This window comes from Streptomyces sp. NPDC006687 (assembly GCF_040636215.1).
Taxonomy (GTDB): domain Bacteria; phylum Actinomycetota; class Actinomycetes; order Streptomycetales; family Streptomycetaceae; genus Streptomyces.
In genome coordinates this window covers 44,430-71,160 of sequence record NZ_JBEYJJ010000012.1, presented here as the reverse complement: position 1 = coordinate 71,160, position 26,731 = coordinate 44,430, and the positions used below count along the sequence as shown (strand labels likewise).

At 73.5% G+C, this 26,731-nt stretch carries 24 protein-coding genes and 2 tRNA genes; 20 read left to right on the top strand and 6 right to left on the bottom strand.

The genetic code is table 11. The features are described from left to right. Window positions 1–106: 106 nt before the first annotated feature. On the bottom strand, window positions 107–520 hold the full coding sequence (locus ABZ716_RS17135; RefSeq protein WP_030011909.1) for an SsgA family sporulation/cell division regulator: 414 nt from the start codon (window positions 518–520) through the stop codon (window positions 107–109). Window positions 521–697: 177 nt separating this feature from the next. Between ABZ716_RS17135 and ABZ716_RS17130 the strand changes: the two genes are divergently transcribed. Together ABZ716_RS17130 and ABZ716_RS17125 are read left to right on the top strand one after the other, a co-directional pair. After that, complete coding sequence (locus ABZ716_RS17130; RefSeq protein WP_358812378.1) at window positions 698–1,135, top strand: TIGR02611 family protein; 438 nt, start codon at window positions 698–700, stop codon at window positions 1,133–1,135. Window positions 1,136–1,192: 57 nt separating this feature from the next. Beyond that, window positions 1,193–1,264 (top strand) — tRNA-Val (locus ABZ716_RS17125). 245 nt (window positions 1,265–1,509) lie between these two features. Here the strand turns inward: ABZ716_RS17125 and ABZ716_RS17120 are convergent. Then, window positions 1,510–4,551: a hypothetical protein gene (locus ABZ716_RS17120; RefSeq protein ID WP_358959741.1), complete on the bottom strand. Its 3,042-nt coding sequence runs from the start codon at window positions 4,549–4,551 to the stop codon at window positions 1,510–1,512. Window positions 4,552–4,668: 117 nt separating this feature from the next. Between ABZ716_RS17120 and ABZ716_RS17115 the strand changes: the two genes are divergently transcribed. Together ABZ716_RS17115 and ABZ716_RS17110 are read left to right on the top strand one after the other, a co-directional pair. Beyond that, window positions 4,669–5,142 carry an SRPBCC family protein gene (locus tag ABZ716_RS17115; RefSeq protein WP_358959739.1) on the top strand — a complete coding sequence of 158 codons (474 nt, stop codon included), beginning with the start codon at window positions 4,669–4,671 and terminating at the stop codon, window positions 5,140–5,142. Window positions 5,143–5,180: 38 nt separating this feature from the next. After that, window positions 5,181–5,252: transfer RNA gene (locus ABZ716_RS17110), tRNA-Val, on the top strand. Window positions 5,253–5,320: 68 nt separating this feature from the next. Here the strand turns inward: ABZ716_RS17110 and ABZ716_RS17105 are convergent. Further along, a complete protein-coding gene (locus ABZ716_RS17105) occupies window positions 5,321–6,046 on the bottom strand; it encodes a 3'-5' exonuclease (RefSeq protein WP_351885588.1) in 726 nt (241 codons plus the stop codon). A gap of 229 nt (window positions 6,047–6,275) precedes the next feature. On the opposite strand from ABZ716_RS17105, the gene ABZ716_RS17100 reads away from it, so the two are divergent. Both ABZ716_RS17100 and ABZ716_RS17095 read left to right on the top strand, forming a co-directional pair. Then, the gene (locus ABZ716_RS17100; protein WP_358812375.1) at window positions 6,276–6,854 is read left to right on the top strand and encodes a DUF4365 domain-containing protein; all 579 of its coding nucleotides are present in this window, start codon (window positions 6,276–6,278) and stop codon (window positions 6,852–6,854) included. Continuing rightward, complete coding sequence (locus ABZ716_RS17095; RefSeq protein ID WP_358959737.1) at window positions 6,854–8,074, top strand: hypothetical protein; 1,221 nt, start codon at window positions 6,854–6,856, stop codon at window positions 8,072–8,074. The genes ABZ716_RS17100 and ABZ716_RS17095 overlap by 1 nt, the downstream gene beginning before the upstream one ends. Before the next feature lie 136 nt (window positions 8,075–8,210). On the opposite strand, the gene ABZ716_RS17090 is transcribed toward ABZ716_RS17095, so the two are convergent. Then, on the bottom strand, window positions 8,211–8,684 hold the full coding sequence (locus tag ABZ716_RS17090) for a GNAT family N-acetyltransferase (RefSeq protein WP_358812373.1): 474 nt from the start codon (window positions 8,682–8,684) through the stop codon (window positions 8,211–8,213). 199 nt (window positions 8,685–8,883) lie between these two features. On the opposite strand from ABZ716_RS17090, the gene thrS reads away from it, so the two are divergent. Together thrS and ABZ716_RS17080 are read left to right on the top strand one after the other, a co-directional pair. Beyond that, window positions 8,884–10,860, top strand: a complete 1,977-nt coding sequence (gene thrS / locus ABZ716_RS17085) for a threonine--tRNA ligase (protein ID WP_358812372.1) — start codon at window positions 8,884–8,886, stop codon at window positions 10,858–10,860. A 90-nt stretch (window positions 10,861–10,950) separates the two neighbouring features. Continuing rightward, window positions 10,951–11,511, top strand: coding sequence for an HIT domain-containing protein (locus ABZ716_RS17080; protein ID WP_351885573.1), 561 nt, complete (start codon window positions 10,951–10,953; stop codon window positions 11,509–11,511). Here the strand turns inward: ABZ716_RS17080 and ABZ716_RS17075 are convergent, their stop codons facing one another. Both ABZ716_RS17075 and ABZ716_RS17070 read right to left on the bottom strand, forming a co-directional pair. Beyond that, the gene (locus ABZ716_RS17075) at window positions 11,512–13,164 is read right to left on the bottom strand and encodes a hypothetical protein (protein WP_358812371.1); all 1,653 of its coding nucleotides are present in this window, start codon (window positions 13,162–13,164) and stop codon (window positions 11,512–11,514) included. It abuts the gene before it with no gap. A 195-nt stretch (window positions 13,165–13,359) separates the two neighbouring features. Further along, window positions 13,360–15,564: an elongation factor G-like protein EF-G2 gene (locus ABZ716_RS17070; RefSeq protein WP_358959734.1), complete on the bottom strand. Its 2,205-nt coding sequence runs from the start codon at window positions 15,562–15,564 to the stop codon at window positions 13,360–13,362. 256 nt (window positions 15,565–15,820) lie between these two features. On the opposite strand from ABZ716_RS17070, the gene pgsA reads away from it, so the two are divergent. The 12 genes from pgsA (at window position 15,821) to secD (ending at window position 26,731) form a co-directional block, all read left to right on the top strand. Next, complete coding sequence (gene pgsA / locus ABZ716_RS17065; RefSeq protein ID WP_358812369.1) at window positions 15,821–16,483, top strand: phosphatidylinositol phosphate synthase; 663 nt, start codon at window positions 15,821–15,823, stop codon at window positions 16,481–16,483. Beyond that, window positions 16,483–17,385, top strand: a complete 903-nt coding sequence (locus tag ABZ716_RS17060; RefSeq protein ID WP_358959732.1) for a phosphatidylinositol mannoside acyltransferase — start codon at window positions 16,483–16,485, stop codon at window positions 17,383–17,385. The genes pgsA and ABZ716_RS17060 overlap by 1 nt, the downstream gene beginning before the upstream one ends. After that, window positions 17,385–18,548 carry a glycosyltransferase family 4 protein gene (locus ABZ716_RS17055; protein WP_358812367.1) on the top strand — a complete coding sequence of 388 codons (1,164 nt, stop codon included), beginning with the start codon at window positions 17,385–17,387 and terminating at the stop codon, window positions 18,546–18,548. The genes ABZ716_RS17060 and ABZ716_RS17055 overlap by 1 nt, the downstream gene beginning before the upstream one ends. Before the next feature lie 61 nt (window positions 18,549–18,609). Further along, complete coding sequence (locus ABZ716_RS17050) at window positions 18,610–19,152, top strand: hypothetical protein (protein ID WP_351885556.1); 543 nt, start codon at window positions 18,610–18,612, stop codon at window positions 19,150–19,152. Window positions 19,153–19,332: 180 nt separating this feature from the next. Continuing rightward, window positions 19,333–20,250: a pyridoxal 5'-phosphate synthase lyase subunit PdxS gene (pdxS, locus tag ABZ716_RS17045; protein WP_351885553.1), complete on the top strand. Its 918-nt coding sequence runs from the start codon at window positions 19,333–19,335 to the stop codon at window positions 20,248–20,250. Between the two features lie 11 nt (window positions 20,251–20,261). After that, window positions 20,262–20,855 carry a pyridoxal 5'-phosphate synthase glutaminase subunit PdxT gene (pdxT, locus tag ABZ716_RS17040; protein WP_355970616.1) on the top strand — a complete coding sequence of 198 codons (594 nt, stop codon included), beginning with the start codon at window positions 20,262–20,264 and terminating at the stop codon, window positions 20,853–20,855. A gap of 57 nt (window positions 20,856–20,912) precedes the next feature. After that, window positions 20,913–21,665 carry a YebC/PmpR family DNA-binding transcriptional regulator gene (locus ABZ716_RS17035; protein ID WP_351885547.1) on the top strand — a complete coding sequence of 251 codons (753 nt, stop codon included), beginning with the start codon at window positions 20,913–20,915 and terminating at the stop codon, window positions 21,663–21,665. A gap of 128 nt (window positions 21,666–21,793) precedes the next feature. After that, on the top strand, window positions 21,794–22,378 hold the full coding sequence (gene ruvC, locus ABZ716_RS17030) for a crossover junction endodeoxyribonuclease RuvC (RefSeq protein WP_358959730.1): 585 nt from the start codon (window positions 21,794–21,796) through the stop codon (window positions 22,376–22,378). Next, window positions 22,375–23,001, top strand: coding sequence for a Holliday junction branch migration protein RuvA (ruvA, locus tag ABZ716_RS17025; protein ID WP_358959727.1), 627 nt, complete (start codon window positions 22,375–22,377; stop codon window positions 22,999–23,001). Before ruvC ends, ruvA begins: the two co-directional genes overlap by 4 nt. Window positions 23,002–23,068: 67 nt before the next feature. Continuing rightward, entirely contained in the window at window positions 23,069–24,142 is a 1,074-nt protein-coding gene (gene ruvB, locus ABZ716_RS17020) for a Holliday junction branch migration DNA helicase RuvB (protein ID WP_358812364.1), read from the top strand. A 165-nt stretch (window positions 24,143–24,307) separates the two neighbouring features. Beyond that, on the top strand, window positions 24,308–24,766 hold the full coding sequence (yajC, locus tag ABZ716_RS17015) for a preprotein translocase subunit YajC (RefSeq protein WP_358812363.1): 459 nt from the start codon (window positions 24,308–24,310) through the stop codon (window positions 24,764–24,766). Window positions 24,767–24,916: 150 nt separating this feature from the next. Next, window positions 24,917–26,731 carry a protein translocase subunit SecD gene (secD, locus tag ABZ716_RS17010; protein ID WP_358812362.1) on the top strand — a complete coding sequence of 605 codons (1,815 nt, stop codon included), beginning with the start codon at window positions 24,917–24,919 and terminating at the stop codon, window positions 26,729–26,731.

The window sequence follows — 26,731 nt, the reverse complement described above, 5'->3', positions numbered from 1 at the left end:
CCCCGCGGATGGCTCCCGCGGGGACAGCGCCGGTACTGCCGTATGGGGTTGTCCGTGCGGCACCGTCGCCCCGAGTCGGACGGTGCCGTACGGCCGGCGGCCTGGCTCAGCTTTCGGCCAGGATGTGGGAGAGCTCCTTGTCGAGGTCGAAGTGCCGGTGCTCGGTCCCGGGCGGGACCGCGGCGTCCGTACGCTTCAGGAACGACTCCAGGGCTCGGGCGGGCGCTTCCAGCAGCGCTTCTCCCTCCGGTGAGCTCAGGGCGATGCAGACGACCCCCTGACCGTGGCTCCGGGACGGCCAGACGCGGACGTCGCCGGTGCCGGTAGGCCGGTGGAGGCCCTCGGCGAGGAGGTCGCGGGCGAACACCCATTCGACCGTCTCCTCGGCGCCGGTGTGGAAGGTGGCGTGCACGGCGTAGGGATCGGCCGTGTCATACCGCAGGCCCGCCGGGACAGGCAGTGAGGACTCGCTCGACACAACGAGGCGCAGGTGCAGCTCGCAGCTGACCGTGGTGTTCATAAGCGCCAGGGCCTTTCGCTCAGTGTGCGCTCGGGGATTCGCACGTCGGCGAAATCGACATGCCACCTACGGTGGCGTTGTAAACCCCTCTGACCGTTTTGCGGACCTCTGGGTCCCTCGGACGGCGGATCCAAACCACCATTCACGTGTGCTCCCGGCTCGGGTAGATTCGGTCCCATGAATACGGGGAGTGACCGCGGAACCAACGAATCCGCTACGCCCGGCGAAGCCGCCGACGACACGCCGCACGTCTCGAAGGCGCCCGCCTTCATCAAAGCCAACCGCAGCCTGCACCTCAGCTGGCAGGTCGGCGTCTTCGTCGTCGGCCTGCTCGTCATCGGCGCCGGCATCGCCATGCTCGTGCTGCCCGGGCCGGGCTGGGTCGCGATCTTCGCCGGCCTGGCGATCTGGGCCACCGAGTTCGCCTGGGCCCACCTCGTCCTGCGGTGGACCAAGCGCAAGGTCACCGAGGCCGCGCAGAAGGCCCTCGACCCCAAGGTCCGCCGCCGCAACATCATCCTCACCACCGTGGGTCTGGTCATCGCGGGCGCGCTGGTCGGCTTCTACCTGTGGAAGTACGGCCTCACCCTGCCGTGGCACCTCAAGGGCCAGTGATCGTCCCGGGGTGGTCTCGGAGCACCGCTGACATGCGGTAATGTTTGCGGTGTGCCCGGGCGATTAGCTCAGCGGGAGAGCACTTCGTTCACACCGAAGGGGTCACTGGTTCGATCCCAGTATCGCCCACCCGGAGCAAAGGCCCCGGAGATTCGCAAGAGTCTCCGGGGCGTTTGCCGTACCCGGGCCCCTGCGGGGGTGCCCGGTGGATCGACTGCCCTGTACGGGCCCTTCGGCGTGTCCGGTGGAACGGGGTGGGGCGCCTGGTGCCGCGCTTACGGGCCCTCACCCCGGTGCCGGGCCGCAGGGGCCGCCTGCTCCAGGTCGTGCTGGTGTCGCCGCCGCCGGGGACGGCCTCGGCCGTGGTGGGGGGCTCAGCGGAGTCGGCCGAAGGCTTCGCGGAGGCGGCGGGCGTCGCGGAGGCGGCGTTCGTACGTCGCCCCCACCGCGAGCAGGAGCAGGCCCGCCAGCGCCGGGGGCAGCCAGCGCGGCAGCAGTCCCGCCACCTGCACCACGTACGGGGCCAGCTCGTGCACCGCCACCACGGCCAGCGTCACCCCGCCCAGCAGCAGCGGGGCGCGGAGCCTGCGGTGCGCCCCCGTCAGGGTCACCGCGAGCGCCCCCAGGCCCAGCAGCAGCGGGCGCGGCCAGTACGGGTCACCCCAGACGGCCACCAGGCTCGGGAGCAGGGTCGCCGCCAGCCCGGGCCCGTACGCCGTCCAGGACGAGGCCCCCGGGTCGCGGCGGCGGCGCACCAGGCCCACCGCCAGGGCCGGCACCGTCACCGCCAGCGTGTACGCCTCAGGCACCGCCACGCCCGAGGCCCCCAGCCGCACCCAGGCCGCCGCCACGCCCAGCGCGAGGGCCGCCCAGCCCAGGCCCCGCCGGTCCGCCCGGACGGCCCCCGCCGCGCACACCACGCCGCCCAGCGCCAGCACCAAGGCCGACACCGGCGGGTCCCAGGCCGCCAGGGCCACCGCGAGCGCGCCCGCGGCCGCCGCCGCCACCTCCGCCGGGACCCGGACCGCGCCCAGGCGCGGTCCCAGGGCCACCGCCGCCGCGGGGACCACCAGCAGCGCCACACCGGTCCAGGGCACCGCCGCGCCGGCCAGCGCACCCAGCGCCAGCACCGTCCCGGTCGCGTACCCGACGGCGGCGACCGCACAGGCGCCCCGCAGGGCCGCCCGGGCGCCCCCGTACGCCGCTCCCAGCGCGGCCCCGGCGCCCAGCACCGCGAACACCGCGAAGGTGGCGACACGGCCGTCCAGCGCCGCCGACGTCACCGCCAAGCCCCCGGCCGCCGCACACCCAGCGGCCGCCCGCGCGACGGACGCCTCCCGGGCCCGCAGAGCCACCGCGCCGGCCGCCAGCGTCACCGCCGACTGCACCCCGAGCTCCACGGCCGCCCCGGCCCCGGCCGCCACCGCGAACATCCCGCCCCACGCGCACACCACGGCCACGGACCGTGCCAGCAGCCCGGGGACACCCCAGGCATACCCGGCTGCGGTACGGGCTCCGCCCGGGCCGCCCGGCAAGCCCCGCGCACCCGACCGAGGCCGCAGGCGGGATCCGTCCGGGTCTGCCGTCGCCGCCCGGGGGGCCTGGCCCGGCCGGCTGGGGGCGCCCCACGTGCCCGCGGCGGTACCCGCGCGGGATCCGTCCGGGCCGGTGGCATCCGTCCGGGGTGTCTCACCCGCCGGCCCAGTGGCGCCCCGCTCGGAGCCGGGGCGGAACCCGGCCCGGGTCGCGCTTGCCGTCCCGGCGGCATCGCCCGGCCGGGGCCGGCTGCCGGGCGATGCGTTCGTGTGTGCCTCCCCGGAGGAAGCGGCGGAGGCGGTGGGGCCCGTGAGGAGGCCGAAGGTGGCGGCCGCCAGGAGGAGGGCCGCCGCCAGTCCAGGGCCCGGGGCCGGGAGGTCCGGGGTGGTCGGGGCCCAGACCTCGCCCAGCACCGCCAGCCGCCCCACCAGCAGGCCCAGCACCGCCGGCAGTCCCGCCAGGGCGCCCAGGGCGGACACCGCCGCCCCGGCCCGGGCCAGGCCGCGCCGGACCGGCTCCGGGAGCGGGAGCACCCGTACCGCCGCCACCAGCGCCAGCCCCGCCGCCACCCGCACCGCCACCGGCCACCACACGGAGCCCGGCCCGGACGGAGCCAGCCCGCCCACCGCCGACACCGCCGCCAGGCCCCCCGCCACCGCGGCCGCCGAAGCCCGGGGCTCACGCCAGGCCACCGCCACGCCCAGCAGGGCCCCCGCCGCCAGCAGCAGCGCCGGCCCGGACGCCCCGGGCTCCGCCAGGGACGCCGCGAGCCCCGCCGCCAGCGCCGCACCGCCCAGCACCCCGGCACCCGCCCACGCCGCCACCCGCACGGCCCGCAGCACCGCCACCACACCGCCCAGTCCACCCGCGCCCGCCCCGGCCGCCGTCTGCCCCGCGCCCGGCGCCGGCGCGGCACCGTCCGGCGGCCCCGCCTTCGAGCCGGCCGCCACCGCACCGCCCAGTCCACCGGCGGCCGCCCCGGCTGCCGTCCGCCCCACGCCCGGCGCCGGCGCGGCACCGTCCGCCAGCCCCGCCTTCGCCCCGGCCGCCACCGCACCGCCCAGTCCACCGGCGGCCGCCCCGGCTGCCGTCCGCCCCGCGCCCGGCGCCGGCGCGGCACCGTCCGGCGGCCCCGCCTTCGAGCCGCCCGTCGTCGCCGCACCGCCCAGCGTCCTGGCGCCCGCCCCGGCCGGCGCCGGTACCGGCCCCCGGGTCGTCGCCACCGCCAGCCCCGCGTCCAGGGCGGCCGTCGCCAGGAGGGCCCAGCCCGTGCCCGTCAGGTCCGTTCCCGACGCGGACGCCGCCAGGGGGAGCGGTAGTTGCGCGGCGACCAGCGCCGCAAGGGGTGCCGCCCGGAGCCCGCGCAGCAGCGTCCCGTATGCGGCCCACAGCCCCGCCAGCGCCGCCGACGCCCACGCCGCGTACGTCAGGCCGTCGCCGCCGGCCAGGCCCACCGCGCGGACCGCGTACGCGTCCAGGACCGTCAGGGCCAGGGCCACCGCCGCGACCGCCTCGGCCGTCGAGCGCAGGCCCCGCCGCAGCAGCGCAGCCGGCACCGCGAGCGCGGCCGCCGTGACCACGGCCAGGACCGCCGAGCGGCCCCCGATGCCCAGGGAGCCCCAGCTGAGCAGGGTGAAGGCGAGCGCGGCCACCGCCAGGAGCACCGCGCCCAGCACCAGCAGCACGCCCTGCGCACCGGGCCGCCCGCCGCCGGCAGCGGAAGGAGCGGCGGGGGCCGCCGCAGGGGCCGCGACCGAGGGCCACGCCAGCCGCAGCAGCCAGTCCCGGCGGGCCGTCAGATACGCGCGCCGGGCGTCCAGTTGCGCCAGATCGGCGTCGATGAGCGCCAGCTCCCGGGCCGGCGGCAGAGGGGTGTCCATAGCCGGAGTGTGGCGCCCGTCACCCCGTCAGGACATGGGTGTACGTACTCAGACCACCCTGAGTACCGTTCGCGCAAACCGCCCCCGGCGCCGGCCCGCCGGGGCCAGACTGGGGGTATGCCACGCTGGACGCACTACCGCTTCCGCAGCGTGTGGGACCTCGACGCCCCGCCCGCCCTCGTCTACTCCCTGCTGGAGGACCCCGGCCGCTACCCCGGCTGGTGGCCCCAGGTCCGCCGGTTCGCGCCGGCGGGCGGACGCTCGGGCACCGCGGTGATCCGCTCCGCCCTCCCGTACGAGCTCCACCTCACCCTCACCGGCCTGCTCCGCGACCCCGTCCGGGGCGTCCTAGAAGTGGCGCTGGGCGGCGACCTCGACGGCTGGGCGCGCTGGACCGTACGCCCCCGCGGCGGCCCTGCGGCCGGCCGTACCCGGGCCGTCTACGAGCAGGAGGTGGAGGTGCGGGCCCCGCTGCTGCGGCGGCTCGCGCTCGCCGGCCGGCCCGTCCTGCGGCTCAACCACGCCCTGATGATGCGGGCCGGGCGCCGGGGTCTGGCGGCCCGGCTGACCGCTCCGCCGGAAGCGGTTTGAACAGACCCCGAGGCTCTTGTATTGTTCAGTGCGTTCCCGGGCGATTAGCTCAGCGGGAGAGCACTTCGTTCACACCGAAGGGGTCACTGGTTCGATCCCAGTATCGCCCACCGGGACAGGCCGGTCCGTCTGACGATGGACCGGCCTTCCGCATTCCACAGCCCTGCGCGCGGCCCGCTCACGCCGCCGCCGGGACCTCCGGGCGCAGCGGCCAGTGCGGATCCACCTCCTCCGGGGTGCCCTGCCGCGCGAACCACGCCTGGAGCCCGCGCGCCTGCGCCGCGTGCCACACCGCCTGGAGCTGGTGCAGCTCCGCCGGGGTCAGCCGCTCCAGCCGGGACGCGAACCGGCGCCCCACCGCCCGTACCAGCTCCAGCGAGGCCATCGCGTCCGCCGAGGCGTCGTGCGCCCCCTCCAGCTCTATTCCGTAGTGCGCGCACAGGTCGCTCAGCGTCCGGCGGCCCTTGCGGTAGCGGTCCAGATGCTTGTCCAGCACCCGCGGGTCGAGCACCGTCAGCGGCCGGTCGTCCAGGTACCGCGCCAGCGACGATGCCCGGTGCCGGCGCAACTCCCGGTCCAGCAGCGTCAGATCGAACGGCGCGTTCATCACCACCACCGGCCGGCCCGCCACCTGCTGCTCGTTCAGCGCGCGGGCTATCTCCTCCACCACCGGCGCCGGCCAGCGGCCGTGCCGCTGGAGGTGCTCGTCGGTCAGGCCGTGCACGTCCGTGGCACCCCGGGGCACCGGGATACCGGGATTGACCAGCCAGCGCGTGGTGCGCACCCGGCCGCCCGCGCACTCCTGCACGACGAGCGCGGCGGACACGATCCGGTCCTGCTCGACGTCCACCCCGGTGGTCTCCGTGTCGAAGGCGGCCAGCGGCCCCTCGTACCAGCGTGTCATGGCGAACTCCTCGTCCCCGGTCGGCAGATGGGGCGCACCGGGCGCCACCGCCCCGGAACCTGCCGCCCCCGCCGATTGCGTGATACCCGGGCTGTTTGCCCCGTACGCCGTTTGCGCGGCGCCGGGTGCGGAGACAACTTCCCTGGGGGGTCGTACACGTGACCGGCCGTCACTCCGTACCGCCCACACCACCCGCACGGCAGAGCCCGGAAGGCATGGGGGGCCGGCCATGGCGCTCGCGCAGCCCGAACCGGGCGGGGTGCTCGACGCGGACACCGGAGCGAGGACCGGTCCGCTGCGCGGCACACTCGCCACCACCGCCTGCATGGAGACCCTCCAGGTGGGCTACCTGCACGCCGTCGCGGCCGCCGCCGGCTGTTCGCTGTCCCAGCCGTTCCCGGACAACGGCATCGACTGGCACGTCAGCCACGGCGCGCCCGAGCACCTGATCGACGACGAGGTCACCATCAAGGTGCAGCTGAAGGCGACCTACCAGGTGCCGCCGCGCCCGGCCGGGCCCACCTTCGGCTTCACCCTCGACAACGAGCACCTGGTGAAGCTGGCCCGCACCCCGGTCGCCGTGCACAAGATCCTCGTGGTGATGCTCGTACCGCGGGAGCGGGAGCAGTGGCTGAGCGCCGGGCACGAGCGGCTCGACCTGCGGCACTGCTGCTACTGGACCAACCTCGCCGGGCACCCGGTGACCGGCCGGCGCCGGACCACCGTACGGATCCCGACCGCGCGGATCTTCGACGACCGGGCGCTGTGCGAGATCATGACCCGGGTCGGGTCGGGAGGGACACCCTGATGGACCGTCACGCAGCGCACCCGCGGCCGCCCCTGCTCCCCGCGCAGGCCGGCGACCCGGCCGGGCCCGGCGCCCCCGACCCCGCACACGTGGACCCGCAGGTGCTCGGCGCCCTGCTGCGCCGGCACGGCTGGCTGCGGCGCGGCGGGGCGGCGGGCCGCTACGGGCGCTGGACCCCGCCCGGGCCCGGCGGGACCAGCCTGCTCGTCCCCGAGACCCGGACCTTCCCCGACTGCGCCGACCTGCTGGAGGAGGCACTGACCGCGCTCTCGCGCAGCGGCCTGGCATCGGCGCGAGAGGTGCTGTTCGGGCTGAGCGTGCCCAGCGACGAGGTCCGCTGGGAACGGGAGATCCCCGGGGCGCCGTACGGGTTCGGGGGAGAGGCGGCCTGGACGGCGCAGGAGCGGCTGCGCTCGGCGGCCCGCCGGCTGCTGCTGGCCGGCGCCCTCGCCGAGCGCGCCCGCGTCGGCTACCACGGGGCACGGCACCGCGCCCAGGCCGAGCGGGCCCTGGACGAGGTCCTGGTCGGGCCCGGCCCGGACGGACGCCGGCTCGCCGCGTACGTACCGGTGGACGGGGGGCGGGGGCTGGTCACGCGGCTCCACCACGCCCTGCACGCGGCCCGGGAGGCGGTGGACTACCGGCGGGCCACCGGACGCATGGAGGCGTTCGACGCCGCCGTCGCGGCCGGGGTCAGCCGGGAGCTCGCCGACGCGTTGATCGCCCTCGTCCAGGGTTCGGAAGGGGCGCGGGTCGCGCTGGCCTGGGCCCCGGCGGCCGGGGTCCCCGCCGGGTGCGCGGCCCGGCCCGAGCCGGTGGAGTTCTCGCCCGGTGACCTGCCCGTGCTGCGGGATGCCTCCGCCCGCTACACCCGGGCCGAGCCGGCCGTCGCCGTACGGCTGGTCGGGGCCGTGGTGCGGATGCGCCGGGCGGCGTCGGGCGGCGGGGGGACGGTGCGGCTGCGGGTGCTGGCCGGGGCGGAGGTGCCGTCCGTGCGCGCGGCGCTGGGGGAGGAGGCGTACCGGACGGCGGTCCAGGCCCACCTGGCCGGGCTCCCGGTCCGCATCAGCGGCCGCCTCTCACGGCGCGGCGGGTTCCGCCGGCTGACGGACGCCTCGGACGTGGTGCCCGTACCGCTGGACGAGGTGGAGCGGGACCGTCTGATGAAGTCCCTGGACGCCGCCTTCGACCCGGACGACGTCCTGCCGTCGGACGACTGAGCCGCGGCCGTCCCGGCCCCGGGGGCGCCCCTGCCCCGTCGGTCGGACGACTGGGGCGCGGCCTCCCGGCCACCCGACGGGTTCCACGGCCGTCGGACCCCTGAGCCCCGAGGGGGCTTCGTAAGGGAGCGGCGGCTCACCCGCCCCGTGTGAAGGAGGCCATGCGCAGCCCCGGGGCCGGGGAGAAGTCGGCGCCCCGGGTGAAGCCCAGGCGGGTGTAGAGGGTGACCGCCGGGGTGTTGGCGGCGCCCGTGGTGACCTCCACCGGGCGGCCGGGGAAGAGGTCCTCCAGCGCGTGCCGCAGCAGCAGGGAGGCGACGCCCCGGCGGAACCAGGCGGGGTCCACGCACAGCCGGTCGAGGGTGACGGGACCCCCGGGCCCGGGCCGCTCCCAGGCCAGGAACCCGGCGATCTCCCCCTCCGGCCCGACCGCCCCGAGCCACTCCAGCGCCCGTCCCCGCAGGTCCTCCAGGCTCTCGCCCAGCGCCGGGATCCCGTCGAAGCCGATCAGCTCCGCCTCCACGGCGTACGCGGCCCGCCCGATCCGGTGCACGGCGACGGCGGTCGCCTCGTCGGCCAGGTCCAGCGGGCGGACACGGGGGCTCGGCATGGAGCGGGGATCCCTTCGGGGGCGCGGCGCAGCGGACCCGGCCACGCTACCCGCGCCCCGGACGGCGCCGCCGCGGGCCGGGCACAACCGTTTAGCGGCGTGGCCGCTCCGCTCGGTACGATTCACACGCGCCGCAACCGCCGGCGCCCTCCCCGCCCGGCTGCCGCCGGGAAGGGTCCCCAGAGTTCAGGAGAAACCGGTGTCAGAGGTCCGTGTGATCATCCAACGCGATTCCGAGCGGGACGAGCGCGTGGTGACCACGGGCACCACGGCGGCCGAGCTGTTCGCCGCCGAGCGCACCGTCATCGCCGCGCGCGTCGCGGGCGAGCTGAAGGACCTCTCCTACGAGGTCCGTGACGGCGAGACCGTCGAGCCGGTGGAGATCTCCTCCGAGGACGGCCTGAACATCCTGCGCCACTCCACCGCGCACGTCATGGCGCAGGCCGTGCAGGAGCTCTTCCCCGAGGCCAAGCTGGGCATCGGCCCGCCGGTCCGCGACGGCTTCTACTACGACTTCGACGTGGCCCGCCCCTTCACCCCCGAAGACCTCAAGGCCGTCGAGAAGAAGATGCAGGAGATCCAGAAGCGCGGGCAGCGGTTCGCCCGCCGCGTGGTCTCCGACGAGGCGGCCCGCGAGGAGCTCGCCGACGAGCCCTACAAGCTGGAGCTCATCGGCATCAAGGGATCCGCGTCCTCCGACGACGGCGCGGACGTCGAGGTGGGCGGCGGCGAGCTGACCATCTACGACAACCTGGACGCCAAGACCGGCGAGCTGTGCTGGAAGGACCTCTGCCGCGGTCCCCACCTGCCCACCACCCGCAACATCCCGGCGTTCAAGCTGATGCGCAACGCGGCCGCCTACTGGCGCGGCAGCGAGAAGAACCCGATGCTCCAGCGCATCTACGGCACCGCGTGGCCCTCGAAGGAGGAGCTCAAGGCGCACCTCGACTTCCTCGCCGAGGCCGAGAAGCGCGACCACCGCAAGCTCGGCAACGAGCTCGACCTCTTCTCCATCCCGGACGAGATCGGCTCCGGCCTCGCCGTCTTCCACCCGCGCGGCGGCATCATCCGCCGGACCATGGAGGACTACTCGCGCCGCCGGCACGAGGAGGAGGGCTACGAGTTCGTCTACTCCCCGCACGCCACCAAGGGCGCCCTCTTCGAGAAGAGCGGCCACCTGGACTGGTACGCGGAGGGCATGTACCCCCCCATGCAGCTCGACGGTGGTACCGACTACTACCTCAAGCCCATGAACTGCCCGATGCACAACCTGATCTTCGACGCGCGCGGCCGCTCCTACCGTGAGCTCCCGCTGCGCCTGTTCGAGTTCGGCACCGTGTACCGGTACGAGAAGTCCGGCGTGGTCCACGGCCTGACCCGGGCCCGCGGCTTCACCCAGGACGACGCGCACATCTACTGCACCCGTGAGCAGATGGCCGAGGAGCTCGACCGCACCCTCACCTTCGTGCTGAACCTGCTGCGCGACTACGGTCTGACCGACTTCTACCTGGAGCTGTCCACCAAGGACCCGGAGAAGTTCGTCGGCTCGGACGAGGTCTGGGAGGAGGCCACCGCGGTCCTCCAGCAGGTCGCCGAGAAGCAGGGCCTCCCGCTGACCCCCGACCCGGGCGGCGCGGCCTTCTACGGCCCGAAGATCTCCGTGCAGGCGCGCGACGCCATCGGCCGCACCTGGCAGATGTCGACCGTCCAGCTGGACTTCAACCTGCCGGAGCGGTTCAACCTGGAGTACACCGCGCCGGACGGCTCCCGCCAGCGCCCGGTCATGATCCACCGCGCCCTGTTCGGCTCGATCGAGCGGTTCTTCGCGGTGCTGCTGGAGCACTACGCGGGCGCCATGCCGCCGTGGCTGGCCCCGGTCCAGGCGGTCGGCATCCCGATCGGCGACGCGCACGTGGAGTACCTCCAGGAGTTCGCCGCCACGGCGAAGAAGCAGGGCCTGCGGGTGGAGGTGGACGCCTCCTCCGACCGGATGCAGAAGAAGATCCGCAACCACCAGAAGCTCAAGGTCCCGTTCATGATCATCGTCGGTGACGAGGACATGGCCGCGGGTACCGTCTCCTTCCGCTACCGCGACGGTTCGCAGGAGAACGGCATCCCGAAGGACGAGGCGCTCGCCAAGCTGGCCAAGGTCGTCGCCGACCGCGTCCAGGTCTGACGTTCGCGAGGAGCACCCCGGCCCCAGGCCCCGGCCCCCGGAAAGCGATCACTTTCCGGGGGCCTTCCTCGTTCCCGGAGACGAGGTCATATGCTGCGTCCTATGACGATTGAGCCGGAGCAGCAGATCGGTGTGGGCACGCAGGACGCGTTCCAGCGTCTGTGGACGCCCCACCGGATGGCCTACATCCAGGGGGAGAACAAGCCGACCGGCCCGGAGGCCGGGGACGGCTGTCCCTTCTGCGGGATTCCGGAGATGTCCGACGAGGACGGCCTGATCGTGGCCCGGGGCCGGCACGTCTACGCCGTGCTGAACCTCTACCCGTACAACGGCGGCCACCTGATGGTCGTCCCCTACCGGCACGTCGCCGACTACACCGACCTCGACGGCCCGGAGACGGCCGAGCTGGCGGAGCTGACCAAGCGGGCCATGGTCGCGCTGCGCAAGGCGTCGGGGGCGCACGGGTTCAACATCGGCATGAACCAGGGGGCGGCCGCCGGCGCCGGTATCGCCGCGCACCTGCACCAGCACATCGTGCCCCGCTGGGGCGGGGACACGAACTTCATGCCGGTCGTCGGCCACACCAAGGTGCTCCCGCAACTCCTCGCGGACACCCGCCAGATGCTCGCCGACGCCTGGCCGAACGACTAGCTACGCGTCGTAGACGTCCGCCTTGCGCGGGGCGGGCTCCTGGATCAGGCCGTTCATGATGGAGGAGCGGTTGGTGAAGGCCGACGTGTCCACGCCGTTCTCCTCCAGCACCCTGAAGGCCGCCGTGTGCACCGCCCGCAGGACCGGGGCCACGGTGCGCAGGGCGTCGTCCGCCATGAAGCGGTGGCGCCACATGGAGCCCGCCCACACGTGGCGCAGTCCGAACGGCTCGGGCAGGACCAGCTTGCCGCCGAGGTAGTCCAGGACCGGCGGGTACCAGCTGAGGGGGGCGCGGACGGCGAGGCGCACCACCTCGTCGGCGTCGACCAGCGGCAGCTTGCGCTCCACGGTCTCCCAGAAGCGGACGGACTTGGGGACCTCGACGGTCTTGGGCGCCGACTTGGTGGTGAACAGGCCGTGCACCGGACCGAGGGCGTGGGCGGTGACGTCCACGCGGAGGGTCTTGTAGAGCACGGTGACGGTGACCAGCATGGTGATGACGAGCTGGCCGTCCCAGAGCGGCCACTGGATGCCCAGGTAGTGCCGGTTGCCGGCGCTGAACTGCTGCTCGTTGCAGATCCGGGTGATCTCGTGCGGTTTGACGAGGAAGGTGTCCACGTCCTCGCCGGTGGGGCGGGCGACCTCGGTGGCGCCCTCGCCGATCGGTGTGACGATCCAGTGCTGGAGCGAGGCGGTGGGGAAGCCGCCGGTGTGCAGGGGGCCGCGTTCCAGCTTGCGCAGCTCGGTGTCGACCGCGCGTATGACGTCCCAGCTGCGGAACGGGTGGATCTCGGCGCCCTCGGTCCTCGGGACGAGCTCCTCGGCCATCTGCCAGCTGCCCCATCGGGTGCCCATGCCGAGGATGCCCTTGGGGCCGGCGTAGAAGACGGAGTTGCTGCGGTCCTCGGCGGTGAGCTTGGCCAGCTGGCGGCGCAGGTCCTCGCGGGCCTTCTCGTCGGGGTTGCCGGGGACCGCCTCGGGGATCTTGGCGGCGACCCCGCCGCCGCCGAGCAGGCCGTCCCAGCGGGCGCGCATGTCCTCGGCGGTGGCCTCGCAGAGGCGGCGGGCCAGGAACCAGCCGAGCACGGGGGCGATGATCATGGCGCGCAGGTAGAGGCCGAGGAAGCCGCTGAACGGCAGCCGGAACATCAGTACGGCCACCACGAGCCCGATGCCGACCAGGATCACGGTACCGATCCACGAGCTCTTCCCGCCGCCCTTGCCGAGGGTCCTGCGGAGCTGGAAGAGGCCCAGCCACAGCAGGAGGCCCGGCAGGAAGACCAGCCCGCAGACGAGCATGATCAGCCGGAGCTTGCGGTCGCGCTCCTTGCGCAGGCGGCTGGCGGCGAGGCAGTGCTCGACGACGGTCTGCGGGTCGGCGCCGAAGGACTGGATGAGCGGCTTGCGGCCCGGGCCGAGGGTGCGGGCCTCCACGGCGCGGCAGAACGCCTCGCCGAGGTTGGGTTCGAAGAGGGAGATCTTCGGCGGCTTGACCTTGGTCTCGTAGAGGTCGTTGTTGGCCTTGAGTATCTCGTCGGGCTTGCCGTCGCGGTACGCGGCGGAGGCGAGCGCGTTGGTCGCCGCGGTCTGTCCGCCGCCCCCCTGGAGAGGGATCTGTGCCCCGGGCCTGAAGTCGAAACCGTCGTCCGCCACCGCTGCCCCCATCGCCGTGCCCCTGTGCTTTGTACCGCTCGTGCTGGTCGTGCCGGTCGTACGCGTCCTGTTCCGTCGTGCTCCGCGCCCCGCCGAAGAGCCTAACGGGGTACTCCGCCCCATGGTCATGGGACAGGGAAATACCGCCCACCGCAAGCGGGTTGGGTGGGCGGTGACCGGTGCGCCGGGTGAGCGCTATGTCAACGGGCTTCCCTTTTCCGCCTGTTCGCGAACCTTGTCGGCCAGGTGCGGGGGCATCGGCTCGTGCCGGGCGTAGGCGCGGCCGAAGCGGCCGGTGCCGTGGGAGACCGAGCGCAGGTCCACGGCGTAGCGGCCGATCTCGATCTCGGGGACCTCGGCGCGTACCCGGGTGCGGCCCGGCTCGGCCTGTTCGGTGCCGACGACGCGGCCGCGCCGGCCGGCGAGGTCGCTCATGACCGGGCCCACGTACTCGTCGGGGACGACGACGTCGACCTCGGCGACGGGCTCCAGCAGGTGGACGGGGGTCTGCGCGGCGGCCTCGCGCAGGGCGAGGGCGCCCGCCGTCTGGAAGGCGGCGTCGGAGGAGTCCACCGAGTGCGCCTTCCCGTCGAGCAGGATGACGCGGACGTCGACCAGCGGGTAGCCGGCCGCGACGCCCCGGGCCGCCTGGGCCCGTACGCCCTTCTCCACGGACGGGATGAACTGGCGGGGCACCGAGCCGCCCACCACCTTGTCGACGAACTCGATGCCGCTGCCGGGCGGGAGGGGCTCCACCTCGATCTCGCAGATGGCGAACTGGCCGTGCCCGCCGGACTGCTTGACGTGCCGGCCGCGCCCGGCGGCCTTGGCGCCGAAGGTCTCGCGCAGGCTCACCTTGTGGGGGACGGGGTCGACCTGGACCCCGAAGCGGGTGCGCAGCCGCTCCAGGGCGAGGTCCTGGTGGGCCTCGCCGAGGCACCACAGGACCAGCTGGTGGGTGTGCGGGTTCTGCTCCAGCCGCATGGTGGGGTCCTCGGCGACGAGCCGGGCCAGACCCTGGGAGAGCTTGTCCTCGTCGGCCTTGCTGTGGGCCTCGATGGCGAGGGGGAGCAGCGGTTCGGGCATCGCCCAGGGCTCCAGCAGGAGGGGGGCGTCCTTGGCGGACAGGGTGTCGCCGGTCTCGGCGCGGGTGAGCTTGGCCACGCAGGCCAGGTCGCCGGCGACGCAGACGGACAGGGTGCGCTGCTGTTTGCCGAAGGGGGAGGTGAGAGCGCCGATGCGCTCGTCGAGATCGTGGTCCTCGTGGCCCCGGTCCTCCAGCCCGTGCCCCGAGACGTGGACGGTCTCCTCGGGGCGCAGGGTGCCGGAGAAGACGCGGACGAGGGAGACGCGGCCCACATAGGGGTCGGAGGAGGTCTTGACGACCTCGGCGAGCAGCGGCCCCGCGGGGTCGCAGCCGAGGTCGGGGCGCGGGCTGCCGTCGGGGGCGGTGACGGTCAGGGGCGGGCGCTCGGCGGGGGTGGGGAAGCCGCCGGTGATCAGTTCGAGCAGTTCCACGGTGCCCAGGCCCTCGCGGGCGCCCTCGGCGGCGGGGGCGGCCATCAGGACGGGGTGGAAGGTGCCGCGGGCGACGGCCCGCTCCAGGTCGTCGATGAGGGTCTTGACGTCGATGTCCTCGCCGCCGAGGTAGCGGTCCATGAGGGTCTCGTCCTCGCTCTCGGCGATGATCCCCTCGATCAGGCGGGAGCGGGCGCTGTCGATGAGGGCGAGTTCCCCGGGATCCGGGTCGCGTTCGACGCGCCGGCCGGAGGAGTAGTCGTGGACGCGCCGGGAGAGCAGGCCGAGCAGTCCGCGCACGGGGGCGTGGCCGTCGGCTCCCGGGGTGCCCAGGAGGGGGAGGTAGAGGGGGATGACGGCGTCCGGGTCGTCGGCGCCGAAGATCTCGCCGCACACGGAGGCCATCTGCGAGTAATCGGAGCGGGCTGCCTCCAAATGGGTGACGACGATGGCGCGCGGCATACCGACGGCCTCGCACTCGTCCCACACCATCCGGGTCGCCCCGTCGATCCCGTCGGCGGCGGAGACGACGAAGAGGGCCGCGTCCGCGGCGCGCAGACCGGCCCGCAGTTCCCCGACGAAGTCGGCGTATCCGGGGGTGTCCAGGAGGTTGATCTTGATTCCGGCCCATTCGACGGGGACCAGGGAGAGCTGGACGGAACGCTGGCGGCGCTGCTCGATCTCGTCGTAGTCCGAGACGGTGCTCCCGTCCTCGACCCGCCCGGCGCGGTTCACGGCCCCCGCGGTCAGGGCCAGGGCCTCGACCAGGGTGGTCTTTCCGGCGCCGCTGTGGCCGACCAGCACGACGTTGCGAACGGAGTCGGGCCGGTCGGCCGTCAGTGCCCTGCCGGCGGCCCCGGCCTGGTGTGATGTGGGTCCCATGATGCTCGTGCCTCCCGGTGCTGCGGTGGAGGAGGGTGATCGGGCTCCTTCGAGCTTTGCACTGGCGTCACACCGCGTCCATACGTCGTACCGGCCACGGACAGGCGAGCGAACGGGCGCCCGGGCGGGGGCGGCCGGGAGATTGCGTACGGCGAACCGGAGGGTGCGGGGCGCCCGGGACCCGGGGCGCTGGCTACGATGGGCCAGCCGGTGGCCGAAGTGGCCGCGCGGCCCAGCGACCCTCCGGGACAAGGCCATGCTGAACAAGTACGCGCGTGCGTTCTTCACGCGTGTTCTCACGCCGTTCGCCGCATTTCTCCTCCGCCGGGGGGTGAGCCCCGACGCGGTCACGCTGATCGGCACCGCGGGAGTGGTGGCCGGGGCGCTGGTCTTCTTCCCCCGGGGCGCGTTCTTCTGGGGCACGATCACCATCACCCTCTTCGTCTTCTCCGACCTGGTGGACGGGAACATGGCCCGCCAGGCCGGGGTCTCCAGCCGCTGGGGCGCCTTCCTCGACTCCACCCTCGACCGGGTGGCCGACGCGGCGATCTTCGGCGGGCTGGCGCTCTGGTACGCGGGCTCCGGCGGTGACAACGTGCTGTGCGCGGTGGCGATCTTCTGCCTGGCCAGCGGCCAGGTGGTCTCGTACACCAAGGCCCGGGGCGAGGCGATCGGGCTGCCGGTGGCCGTCAACGGGCTCGTCGAGCGCGCCGAGCGCCTGGTGATCACGCTGGTCGCGGCCGGTCTGTCCGGGCTGCAGACCTTCGGGGTGCCCTCCTGGATCGGGATCCTGCTGCCCGTCGCCCTGTGGGTGGTGGCGGCCGGCTCCCTGGTCACGCTGGTCCAGCGGGTGGTCACCGTACGCCGCGAGGCCGCCGAGGCCGACGCGGCGGCCCCCGCCGAGGGCGGCGCGCACTGATGGGCGACGCCAGGGACAAGCTGGTCGACGGGCTCTACGGGCTCGGCTGGGCCGGCGTCAAGAAGCTGCCCGAGCCGGTGGCGGCGGCCCTCGGCCGGAAGATCGCCGACGTGACGTGGAAGCGCCGCGGCAAGAGCGTGCTGCGCCTGGAGTCCAACCTGGCCCGGGTGGTGCCCGACGCCGGGCCCGAGCGGCTGCGCGCCCTGTCGCAGGCGGGCATGCGCTCGTACATGCGCTACTGGATGGAGTCCTTCCGGCTGCCCGCCATGGACCCCCGGCGGTTCGGCACGGACGTGGTCATGAAGGACGAGCACGTCCTGCGCGAGGCCCTCGCCTCCGGCCGCGGAGTGATCGTGGCCCTGCCGCACCTGGCCAACTGGGACCTGGCCGGGGCCTGGGCCACCGGTCATCTCGGCGTGCCCTTCACCACGGTCGCCGAGCGCCTCAAGCCCGAGTCCCTCTACGACCGCTTCGTGGCCTACCGGGAGAGCCTGGGCATGGAGGTCCTGCCACACAGCGGCGGAGCCGCCTTCGGCACCCTCGCGCGCCGGCTGCGCGCCGGCGGGCTGGTCTGCCTGGTCGCCGACCGGGACCTGTCCGCCTCCGGAGTGGAGGTGGAGTTCTTCGGCGCCACCGCCCGGATGCCCGCCGGGCCCGCCCTGCTCGCCCAGCAGACCGGCGCGGCCCTGCTGCCGGCCACCCTGTACTACGGGGACGCCCCGAAGATGTACGGCCGGATCCACCCCGAGGTGGAGGTACCCGCGCAGGGGTCCCGGGCCGAGAAGACCGCCGCCATGACCCAGGCGGTGGCCGACGCCTTCGCGTCGGGGATCGCCGAGCATCCGCAGGACTGGCACATGCTCCAGCGGCTGTGGCTCGACGACCTCGAGGAGCGCCCGTAGTGAAGATCGGCATCGTCTGCCCGTACTCCTGGGACGTCCCGGGCGGGGTCCAGTTCCACATCCGCGACCTGGCCGAACACCTGATCCGCCGCGGCCACGAGGTGTCGGTCCTGGCCCCCGCCGACGACGAGACCCCGCTGCCGCCCTACGTGGTCTCGGCGGGCCGTGCCGTACCGGTGCCCTACAACGGCTCCGTCGCCCGGCTGAACTTCGGCTTCCTGTCGGCCGCCCGCGTACGGCGCTGGCTGCACGAGGGGGTCTTCGACGTCATCCACATCCACGAGCCGGCCTCCCCCTCCCTCGGGCTGCTGTCCTGCTGGGCGGCGCAGGGGCCCATCGTGGCCACGTTCCACACCTCCAACCCCCGCTCCCGGGCGATGATCGCGGCGTACCCGATCCTCCAGCCCGCGCTGGAGAAGATCAGCGCCCGGATCGCGGTCAGCGAGTACGCCCGGCGGACCCTCGTCGAACACCTCGGCGGGGACGCCGTGGTCATTCCCAACGGGGTGGACGTCGAGTTCTTCGCCCGCGCCGAACCGAAGGCGGAATGGACCGGGCAGACCCTCGGCTTCATCGGCCGGATCGACGAGCCGCGCAAGGGCCTGCCCGTGCTCATGGCCGCCTTCCCGCGGATCGTGGAGCAGTGCCCGGACGTACGGCTCCTGGTGGCCGGCCGGGGCGACGAGGAGGAGGCCGTCGCCTCCCTGCCGCCCGCGCTGCGCTCCCGCGTGGAGTTCCTCGGCATGGTCTCCGACGAGGACAAGGCGCGCCTGCTGCGCAGCGTCGACGTCTACGTGGCCCCCAACACCGGGGGCGAGAGCTTCGGGATCATCCTCGTCGAGGCGCTCTCCGCCGGGGCGGCCGTCCTCGCCTCCGACCTCGACGCCTTCGCCCAGGTGCTGGACAAGGGCGCGGCCGGGGAGCTCTTCGCCAACGAGGACGCCGGCTCCCTGGCGGACGCCGCGATCGCCCTGCTGCGCGACCCGGCGCGGCGCGCGGAGCTGAGCTCCCGCGGCTCGGCCCACGTACGCCGCTTCGACTGGTCGACGGTCGGCGCGGACATCCTGGCCGTCTACGAGACGGTCACCGACGGCGCGGCCGCCGTGGCCGCCGACGAACGGGTCTCCCTGCGCACCCGCCTCGGCTTCTCGCGGGAGGGCTGAGACCGCCGCCCGGCCGGCGGGACGGGCGGGCGGCGCGCCGGAGCCGGTAGTGTCGCCGCCCGTGATCGAAAACCTTGTCTGGAGCGCGGTGGCCCTCGGTGCCATCGGGGTCTACCTCAGCTGGACCGCCGGGCGGCTGGACCGGCTGCACACCCGGATGGACGCCGCCCGCGCCGCCCTGGACGCGCAGCTCGTGCGGCGCGCCTCCGTCGTACTGGAGGTGGCCACCTCGGGGGCGCTCGACCCCGCCTCCTCCCTCGTGCTGTACGAGGCCGCGCACGCCGCCCGCCAGGCCGAGGAGGAGCACCGGGAGGTCGCCGAGAGCGAGCTCAGCCAGGCGCTGCGCGCGGTCTTCGCCGACGCCGACCAGGTGGAGGTCCTCAAGGCCGCTCCCGGCGGTGCGGAGGCGGCCGCGGAGCTGGCGGCGGCGGTACGCCGGGTGCCGATGGCCCGCCGCTTCCTCAACGACGCCGTGCGGGCCGCCCGCGCCCTGCGCCGGCACCGCAAGGTCCGCTGGTTCCGCCTGGCGGGGCACGCGCCGTTCCCGCTCGCCTTCGAGATGGACGACGAACCCCCGGCCGACCTCGCGGACCGCCCCGCGTAGGCCGCCGTACGGGGGTGGGGAGGGGGCCGACCGGGGTCCACCAGGGCCGCCGGGGACAAATCAAGGAGCCACCGGCTCCATATTGGCCCTTGTAGTGGACTGGTCGGTGGGGTTTCCTCGGCCCAGTAGTACCCGCAGTACCCGTCTTCCGTTCGAGTTCCCTTCGAGTGAGGTCAACCCGTGAGCACGCTTCCCACCTCCCCCCAGTCCGCCGAGTCGGCGATCGGCACCTCCCGCGTCAAGCGCGGCATGGCCGAGCAGCTCAAGGGCGGCGTGATCATGGACGTGGTCAACGCCGAGCAGGCCAAGATCGCCGAGGACGCCGGCGCCGTGGCCGTCATGGCCCTGGAGCGGGTTCCCGCCGACATCCGCAAGGACGGCGGCGTGGCCCGTATGTCGGACCCGAACATGATCGAGGAGATCATCGGCGCCGTCTCCATCCCGGTCATGGCCAAGTCCCGCATCGGCCACTTCGTCGAGGCCCAGGTGCTGCAGTCCCTCGGCGTCGACTACATCGACGAGTCCGAGGTCCTGACCCCGGCCGACGAGGTCAACCACTCCGACAAGTGGGCCTTCACCACCCCCTTCGTCTGTGGCGCCACCAACCTGGGCGAGGCCCTGCGCCGCATCGCCGAGGGCGCGGCCATGATCCGCTCCAAGGGCGAGGCCGGCACCGGCAACGTCGTCGAGGCCGTCCGCCACCTGCGCCAGATCAAGAACGAGATCGCCAAGCTGCGCGGCTTCGACAACAACGAGCTGTACGCCGCCGCCAAGGAGCTGCGCGCCCCGTACGAGCTCGTCAAGGAGGTCGCCGAGCTCGGCAAGCTCCCCGTCGTGCTGTTCTCCGCCGGTGGCGTCGCCACCCCGGCCGACGCCGCGCTGATGCGCCAGCTCGGCGCCGAGGGCGTCTTCGTCGGCTCCGGCATCTTCAAGTCGGGCGACCCGGCCAAGCGCGCCGCCGCCATCGTGAAGGCCACCACCTTCTTCGACGACCCGAAGATCATCGCGGACGCGTCCCGCAACCTGGGCGAGGCCATGGTCGGCATCAACTGCGACACCCTCCCCGAGGCCGAGCGCTACGCCAACCGCGGCTGGTAAGGCACCCCACGATGAACAACCCCCCCGTGATCGGTGTCCTGGCCCTCCAGGGCGACGTACGGGAGCACCTGATCGCCCTGGCCGCGGCGGACGCCGTGGCCAGGCCGGTCCGGCGTCCCGAGGAGCTCGCCGAGGTCGACGGCCTGGTGATCCCCGGCGGCGAGTCCACGACCATGTCGAAGCTCGCGGTCCTGTTCGGCATGCTGGAGCCGCTGCGCGAGCGCGTCCGCGCCGGCATGCCGGTCTACGGCACCTGCGCCGGCATGATCATGCTGGCCGACAAGCTGCTGGACGGCCGTGACGACCAGGAGACGCTCGGCGGCATTGACATGATCGTCCGCCGCAACGCCTTCGGCCGGCAGAACGAGTCCTTCGAGGCGAAGATCGAGTTCGCCGGCATCGAGGGCGGACCCGTCGAGGGCGTCTTCATCCGCGCCCCCTGGGTCGAGTCGGTCGGCGCCTGCGCCGAGGTCCTCGCCGCGTACGACGGCCACACGGTCGCCGTCCGGCAGGGCAACGTCCTCGCCACCTCGTTCCACCCCGAACTGACCGGCGACGACCGCGTCCACGCGTACTTCGTCGACATGGTGCGCGCGGCGCTGTAATCAGCTCCCGGTAGGATCTCAGGTGAACACTGTTGGTGACGCGAAGGAGACAGGCGGATGTCCGGCCACTCTAAATGGGCTACGACGAAGCACAAGAAGGCCGTGATCGATGCCAAGCGCGGCAAGCTCTTCGCGAAGCTGATCAAGAACATCGAGGTCGCGGCCCGTATGGGCGGCGCCGACATCGACGGCAACCCGACGCTGTACGACGCCGTCCAGAAGGCCAAGAAGAACTCGGTCCCGAACAAGAACATCGACTCCGCGGTCAAGCGCGGCGGCGGCCTGGAGGCCGGCGGCGCCGACTACGAGACGATCATGTACGAGGGCTACGGCCCGAACGGCGTCGCGGTGCTCATCGAGTGCCTCACCGACAACCGCAACCGCGCCGCCTCCGACGTCCGCGTCGCCATGACCCGCAACGGCGGCTCGATGGCCGACCCGGGCTCGGTGTCGTACCTGTTCAACCGCAAGGGCGTCATCCTGCTGCCCAAGGCGGAGCTCAGCGAGGACGACGTCCTCGGCGCGGTCCTGGACGCCGGCGCCGAAGAGGTCAACGACAACGGCGACACCTGGGAGATCATCAGCGAGGCCACCGACCTGGTCGCGGTCCGCACCGCGCTCCAGGAGGCCGGCATCGACTACGACTCCGCGGACTCCAGCTTCGTCCCGACCATGCAGGTCGAGCTCGACGAAGAGGGCGCGCGCAAGATCTTCAAGCTGATCGACGCGCTGGAGGACAGCGACGACGTCCAGAACGTCTTCGCCAACTTCGACGTCTCGGACGAGGTCATGGAGAAGGTCGACGCCTGACGTCGCCACCCCGGCCGTTGCCGACGGCGGGCCGACAGGGACACACCCTGTCGGCCCGCCGTCGCATTGTCAGTGCGGGCGGATAGCCTGCACGGACAGGTGAGCGGTGACCGGAGGAGGGGGGCGCGGTGCGCGTACTGGGCGTGGACCCGGGGCTGACGCGGTGCGGGGTCGGCGTGGTCGAGGGCGTCGCCGGGCGGCCCCTGACCATGGTCGGCGTGGGCGTCGTACGGACCCCCGCCGATGCCGAGCTGGGGCACCGGCTCGTCGCCATCGAGCGCGGGATCGAGCAGTGGCTCGATGAGTACCGGCCGGAGTACGTCGCCGTGGAACGGGTCTTCAGCCAGCACAACGTCCGCACGGTGATGGGCACCGCCCAGGCCAGCGCCGTCGCCATGCTGTGCGCGGCGCGCCGGGGGATACCCGTCGCCCTGCACACCCCCAGCGAGGTCAAGGCCGCCGTCACCGGCAGCGGACGGGCCGACAAGGCGCAGGTCGGGGCCATGGTGACCCGGCTGCTGCGGCTGGCCGAACCGCCGAAGCCGGCCGACGCCGCCGATGCGCTCGCGCTCGCCATCTGCCACATCTGGCGGGCCCCGGCCCACAGCCGCCTCCAGCAGGCGGTGGCCCGGCACGCCTCCGCCACCGCCGCCGCCCTCGCCACCGCTCCCGCCTCCGCCTCCGCCTCCGCCTTGAAAGGCCGTACGAGATGATCGCCTTCGTCAGCGGCCCGGTCGCCGCCCTCACCACCACCCTCGCCGTGATCGAGGTCGGGGGAGTGGGTATGGCCGTGCAGTGCACCCCGAACACCCTCGCGGGGCTGAGCGTCGGCGAACCGGCCCGGCTGGCCACCTCCCTGGTGGTGCGGGAGGACTCCCTGACCCTGTACGGCTTCGCCGACGACGACGAGCGCCAGGTCTTCGAGCTGCTCCAGACCGCCAGCGGTGTCGGCCCGCGGCTGGCCCAGGCGATGCTCGGCGTCCACAGCCCGGACACCCTGCGGGTGGCCGTCGAGTCGGGGGACGAGAAGGCGCTGACCGCCGTGCCCGGAATCGGCAAGAAGGGCGCCCAGAAGCTGCTGCTGGAGCTGAAGGGCAAGCTGGGGTCGGCCTCCGCCCTGGTCGGGGCGCAGCGGGCCCCCGTGGCGTCCGGGCCCGCCCCCTGGACCGAGCAGCTCACGGCGGCGCTCATCGGCCTCGGGTACGCCTCCCGCGAGGCCGAGGAGGCCGTGGTCACGGTGACCCCGCAGGCGGAGGCGGCCCTCGCCGCCGGCGGCTCGGCCCCCGTCCCCCAGCTCCTGCGAGCGGCCCTCCAGTCCCTCAACCGCACCCGCTGACCGGGCCCCGCCGCGGCGGGGGACCCCGGACGGACCACCGCAACGACCTGGAAGGCAGACTGGCAGCGTGAACTGGGACGACGAAACCGACACCCCCGAGCCGGACCGGCTGGTAGCGGCCGCGGCCGACGGCGAGGACACCGCCGTCGAGGCGGCCCTGCGCCCCAAGGACCTCGGCGAGTTCGTCGGCCAGGAGAAGGTCCGCCAGCAGCTCGACCTCGTCCTGAAGGCGGCCCGTCAGCGCGGGGCCACCGCCGACCACGTCCTGCTCTCCGGCGCGCCCGGCCTCGGCAAGACCACCCTCTCCATGATCATCGCCGCGGAGATGGGGGCGCCCATCCGGATCACCTCCGGCCCCGCCATCCAGCACGCCGGAGACCTCGCCGCCATCCTCTCCTCCCTCCAGGAGGGCGAGGTCCTCTTCCTGGACGAGATCCACCGCATGTCCCGGCCCGCCGAGGAGATGCTGTACATGGCCATGGAGGACTTCCGCGTCGACGTGATCGTCGGCAAGGGACCCGGAGCGACCGCGATCCCGCTGGAACTGCCCCCCTTCACCCTCGTGGGAGCCACCACCCGGGCCGGGCTGCTGCCGCCCCCGCTGCGCGACCGCTTCGGGTTCACCGGGCACATGGAGTTCTACGCCCCCGAGGAGCTGGAACGCGTCATCCACCGCTCCGCCCGCCTCCTCGACGTGGAGATCGACACCGCCGGCGCCGCCGAGATCGCCGGCCGCTCCCGCGGCACCCCCCGTATCGCCAACCGCCTGCTGCGCCGCGTCCGCGACTACGCGCAGGTACGGGCCGACGGGGTGGTCAACCGCGAGGTGGCCGCCACGGCCCTCCAGGTGTACGAGGTGGACGCGCGCGGCCTCGACCGGCTGGACCGGGCCGTGCTGGAGGCCCTGCTCAAGCTGTTCGGCGGCGGTCCCGTCGGGCTGTCCACCCTCGCCGTCGCCGTGGGGGAGGAGCGCGAGACGGTCGAGGAGGTGGCCGAGCCCTTCCTGGTGCGGGAGGGGCTGCTGGCCCGGACCCCCCGGGGCCGGGTCGCGACCCCGGCGGCATGGGCTCACCTGGGACTTGTTCCCCCACAGCACCCGGGCGGCGGATCAAGCGCACAACAGGGCCTGTTCGGGGGCTGACGGCGCGGAGGTTCGACCGGTCAGGAACTGCGGTGCCATGCTGGGCGTTGTTCCATCGGTGCGGACTCGCCTAGACTCCGCCGATGCCGACCGTTCAGGTCGGTGTGCCCACCCCCCGTAGAAAAAGGCCGTCTCCCGTGCGGTCGTGGATAGGATCTCCGTCCCGTGAATCTCGTGACACTCCTCCCGTTCATCGTGCTCATCGGGGCGATGTTCCTGATGACCCGCTCCGCCAAGAAGAAGCAGCAGCAGGCCGCGCAGATGCGTGACCACATGACGGCCGGCACCGGCGTCCGCACGATCGGCGGCATGTACGCCACGGTCAAGGAGATCGGTGAGGACACCGTCACCCTTGAGGTGGCCCCCGGCGTCCACGCGGTCTACGCCAAGAACGCCATCGGCGCCGTGCTGGCCGACGACGAGTACAACCGCATCGTCCACGGTGCCCCCACCGACGAGCTGACCGTCCCCGACGACGCCTCCTCGCTGACCGGCACCGATTCCCCGAAGACGGACCTGTCCAAGGACAAGGACTCCGCCCCCGAGGACGCCCCGAAGCTCGACCTGAACAAGGACGACGAGCCGAAGGACGGCAACACCGACGGCGAGACCGGCGCCAAGTAGCGGCCGCCGGGGACCGCAGGCGGCGCCCGACCGGCGGCCGCCGGGGTCCCCGTACCGACTTCTGCGGGGGGCAGGGGTCCCCACCACACATTTCGTGGCCGTCCGCGCGCTGACCCGGCGCGGGACGGTTGGACAGGGAGATACGACAAGGTGGCAGCACCGAAGAAGGGCCGGCGGCCCACGGGGGCTCAGGGGAGGCCGGGGCGCGCCCTGGCCCTCATCCTGATCGCGATGGTGGCGCTCACCGCGGGGATGTTCCTCTCTCATCAGACCACCCCCCGTCTGGGCATCGACCTCGCGGGCGGTACGAGCATCACGCTCAAGGCGAAGAGTGAGCCCGGCAAGCCGGACGCGGTCAACGAGACCAACATGAACACCGCGGTCGGCATCATCGAGCGCCGTGTCAACGGTCTCGGCGTGTCGGAGGCCGAGGTCCAGACCCAGGGCCGCGACCACATCATCGTCAACATCCCCAAGGGGACGAACGAGCAGCAGGCGCGCGAGCAGGTCGGTACCACCGCCCAGCTGTACTTCCGCCCGGTGCTCGCCTTCGCGGACGGCGCCCCCGCCGCCCCCGAGACCAAGCCGAGCGGCTCCCCGAGCCCCTCCGCGAGCGGTTCCGGCGCCCCGAAGGCCGACGGCGGCTCCAAGCCGTCGGCCACCCCGTCGTCCAGCGCCACTTCCCAGGGCCGTGTGCTCAGCGAGGCCCTCAAGGCCCCGGGCACGCCCGCTCCCTCGCCCTCGACGGGCGAGTCGAAGAAGGCAGACGACAACAAGGCCACGCCGTCCGCTCCGGTCTCCGGTGCCCCCTCGGCCCCGGCGCCCGTTCCGACCCCGCCGGCCGACCCGGCCGTCGCCGGCCTCCAGGCGAAGTTCGCCGCGCTCGACTGCACCAACGAGGAGCAGCGCGCGGCGGCGGGCAAGGGCGTCAAGCCCGAGGACCCGATGCTCGCCTGTGGCAAGCGCGGTCCCCAGTGGGGCAAGTGGATCCTCGGTCCCGCCCAGGTCGCGGGCACGGACGTGAAGGACGCCAAGGGCGTCATCGACCAGCAGCGCGGTCAGTGGATCGTCACCATGCAGTTCACCGACAAGGGCGCCGACAAGTTCGCCAAGATCACCGGTGAGCTGGCCACCAAGGCGCCCCCGCAGAACCAGTTCGCCATCGTCCTCGACGGCGAGGTCATCTCCGACCCGTCCGTCAGCCAGGCGCTGACCGGCGGCAACGCCGAGATCTCCGGCGGCTTCACCCAGCAGTCCGCGCAGGACCTGGGCAACATGCTCTCGTACGGCGCCCTGCCGCTGTCCTTCCAGGAGGACAGCGTCACCACCGTCACCGCCGCGCTCGGCGGGGAGCAGCTGAAGGCCGGTCTGATCGCCGGCGCCATCGGCCTGGCCCTCGTCGTGATCTACCTGCTGGTCTACTACCGCGGTCTCGCGTTCATCGCGATCGTCAGCCTCCTGGTGTCCGCGGTGCTCACCTACACGATCATGGCGCTGCTGGGCAAGGGCATCGGCTTCGCCCTGAACCTGCCGGCCGTCTGCGGTGCGATCGTCGCCATCGGTATCACGGCGGACTCGTTCATCGTGTACTTCGAGCGCATCCGTGACGAGATCCGCGAGGGCCGCACCCTGCGTCCGGCCGTCGAGCGTGCCTGGCCGCGGGCCCGGCGCACCATCCTGGTCTCCGACTTCGTGTCCTTCCTCGCCGCCGCGGTGCTCTTCATCGTCACCGTCGGCAAGGTCCAGGGCTTCGCCTTCACGCTGGGTCTGACCACCCTGCTCGACGTGGTCGTGGTGTTCCTCTTCACCAAGCCCGTCATGACCCTGCTGGCGCGGACGAAGTTCTTCTCCAGCGGCCACCCGTGGTCCGGTCTGGACCCGAAGCGGCTCGGCGCCAAGCCGCCGCTGCGCCGGTCCCGCCGCACCGGCCCCGTCCCCGCCCCCGTCGACGCAAAGGAGGCGTGA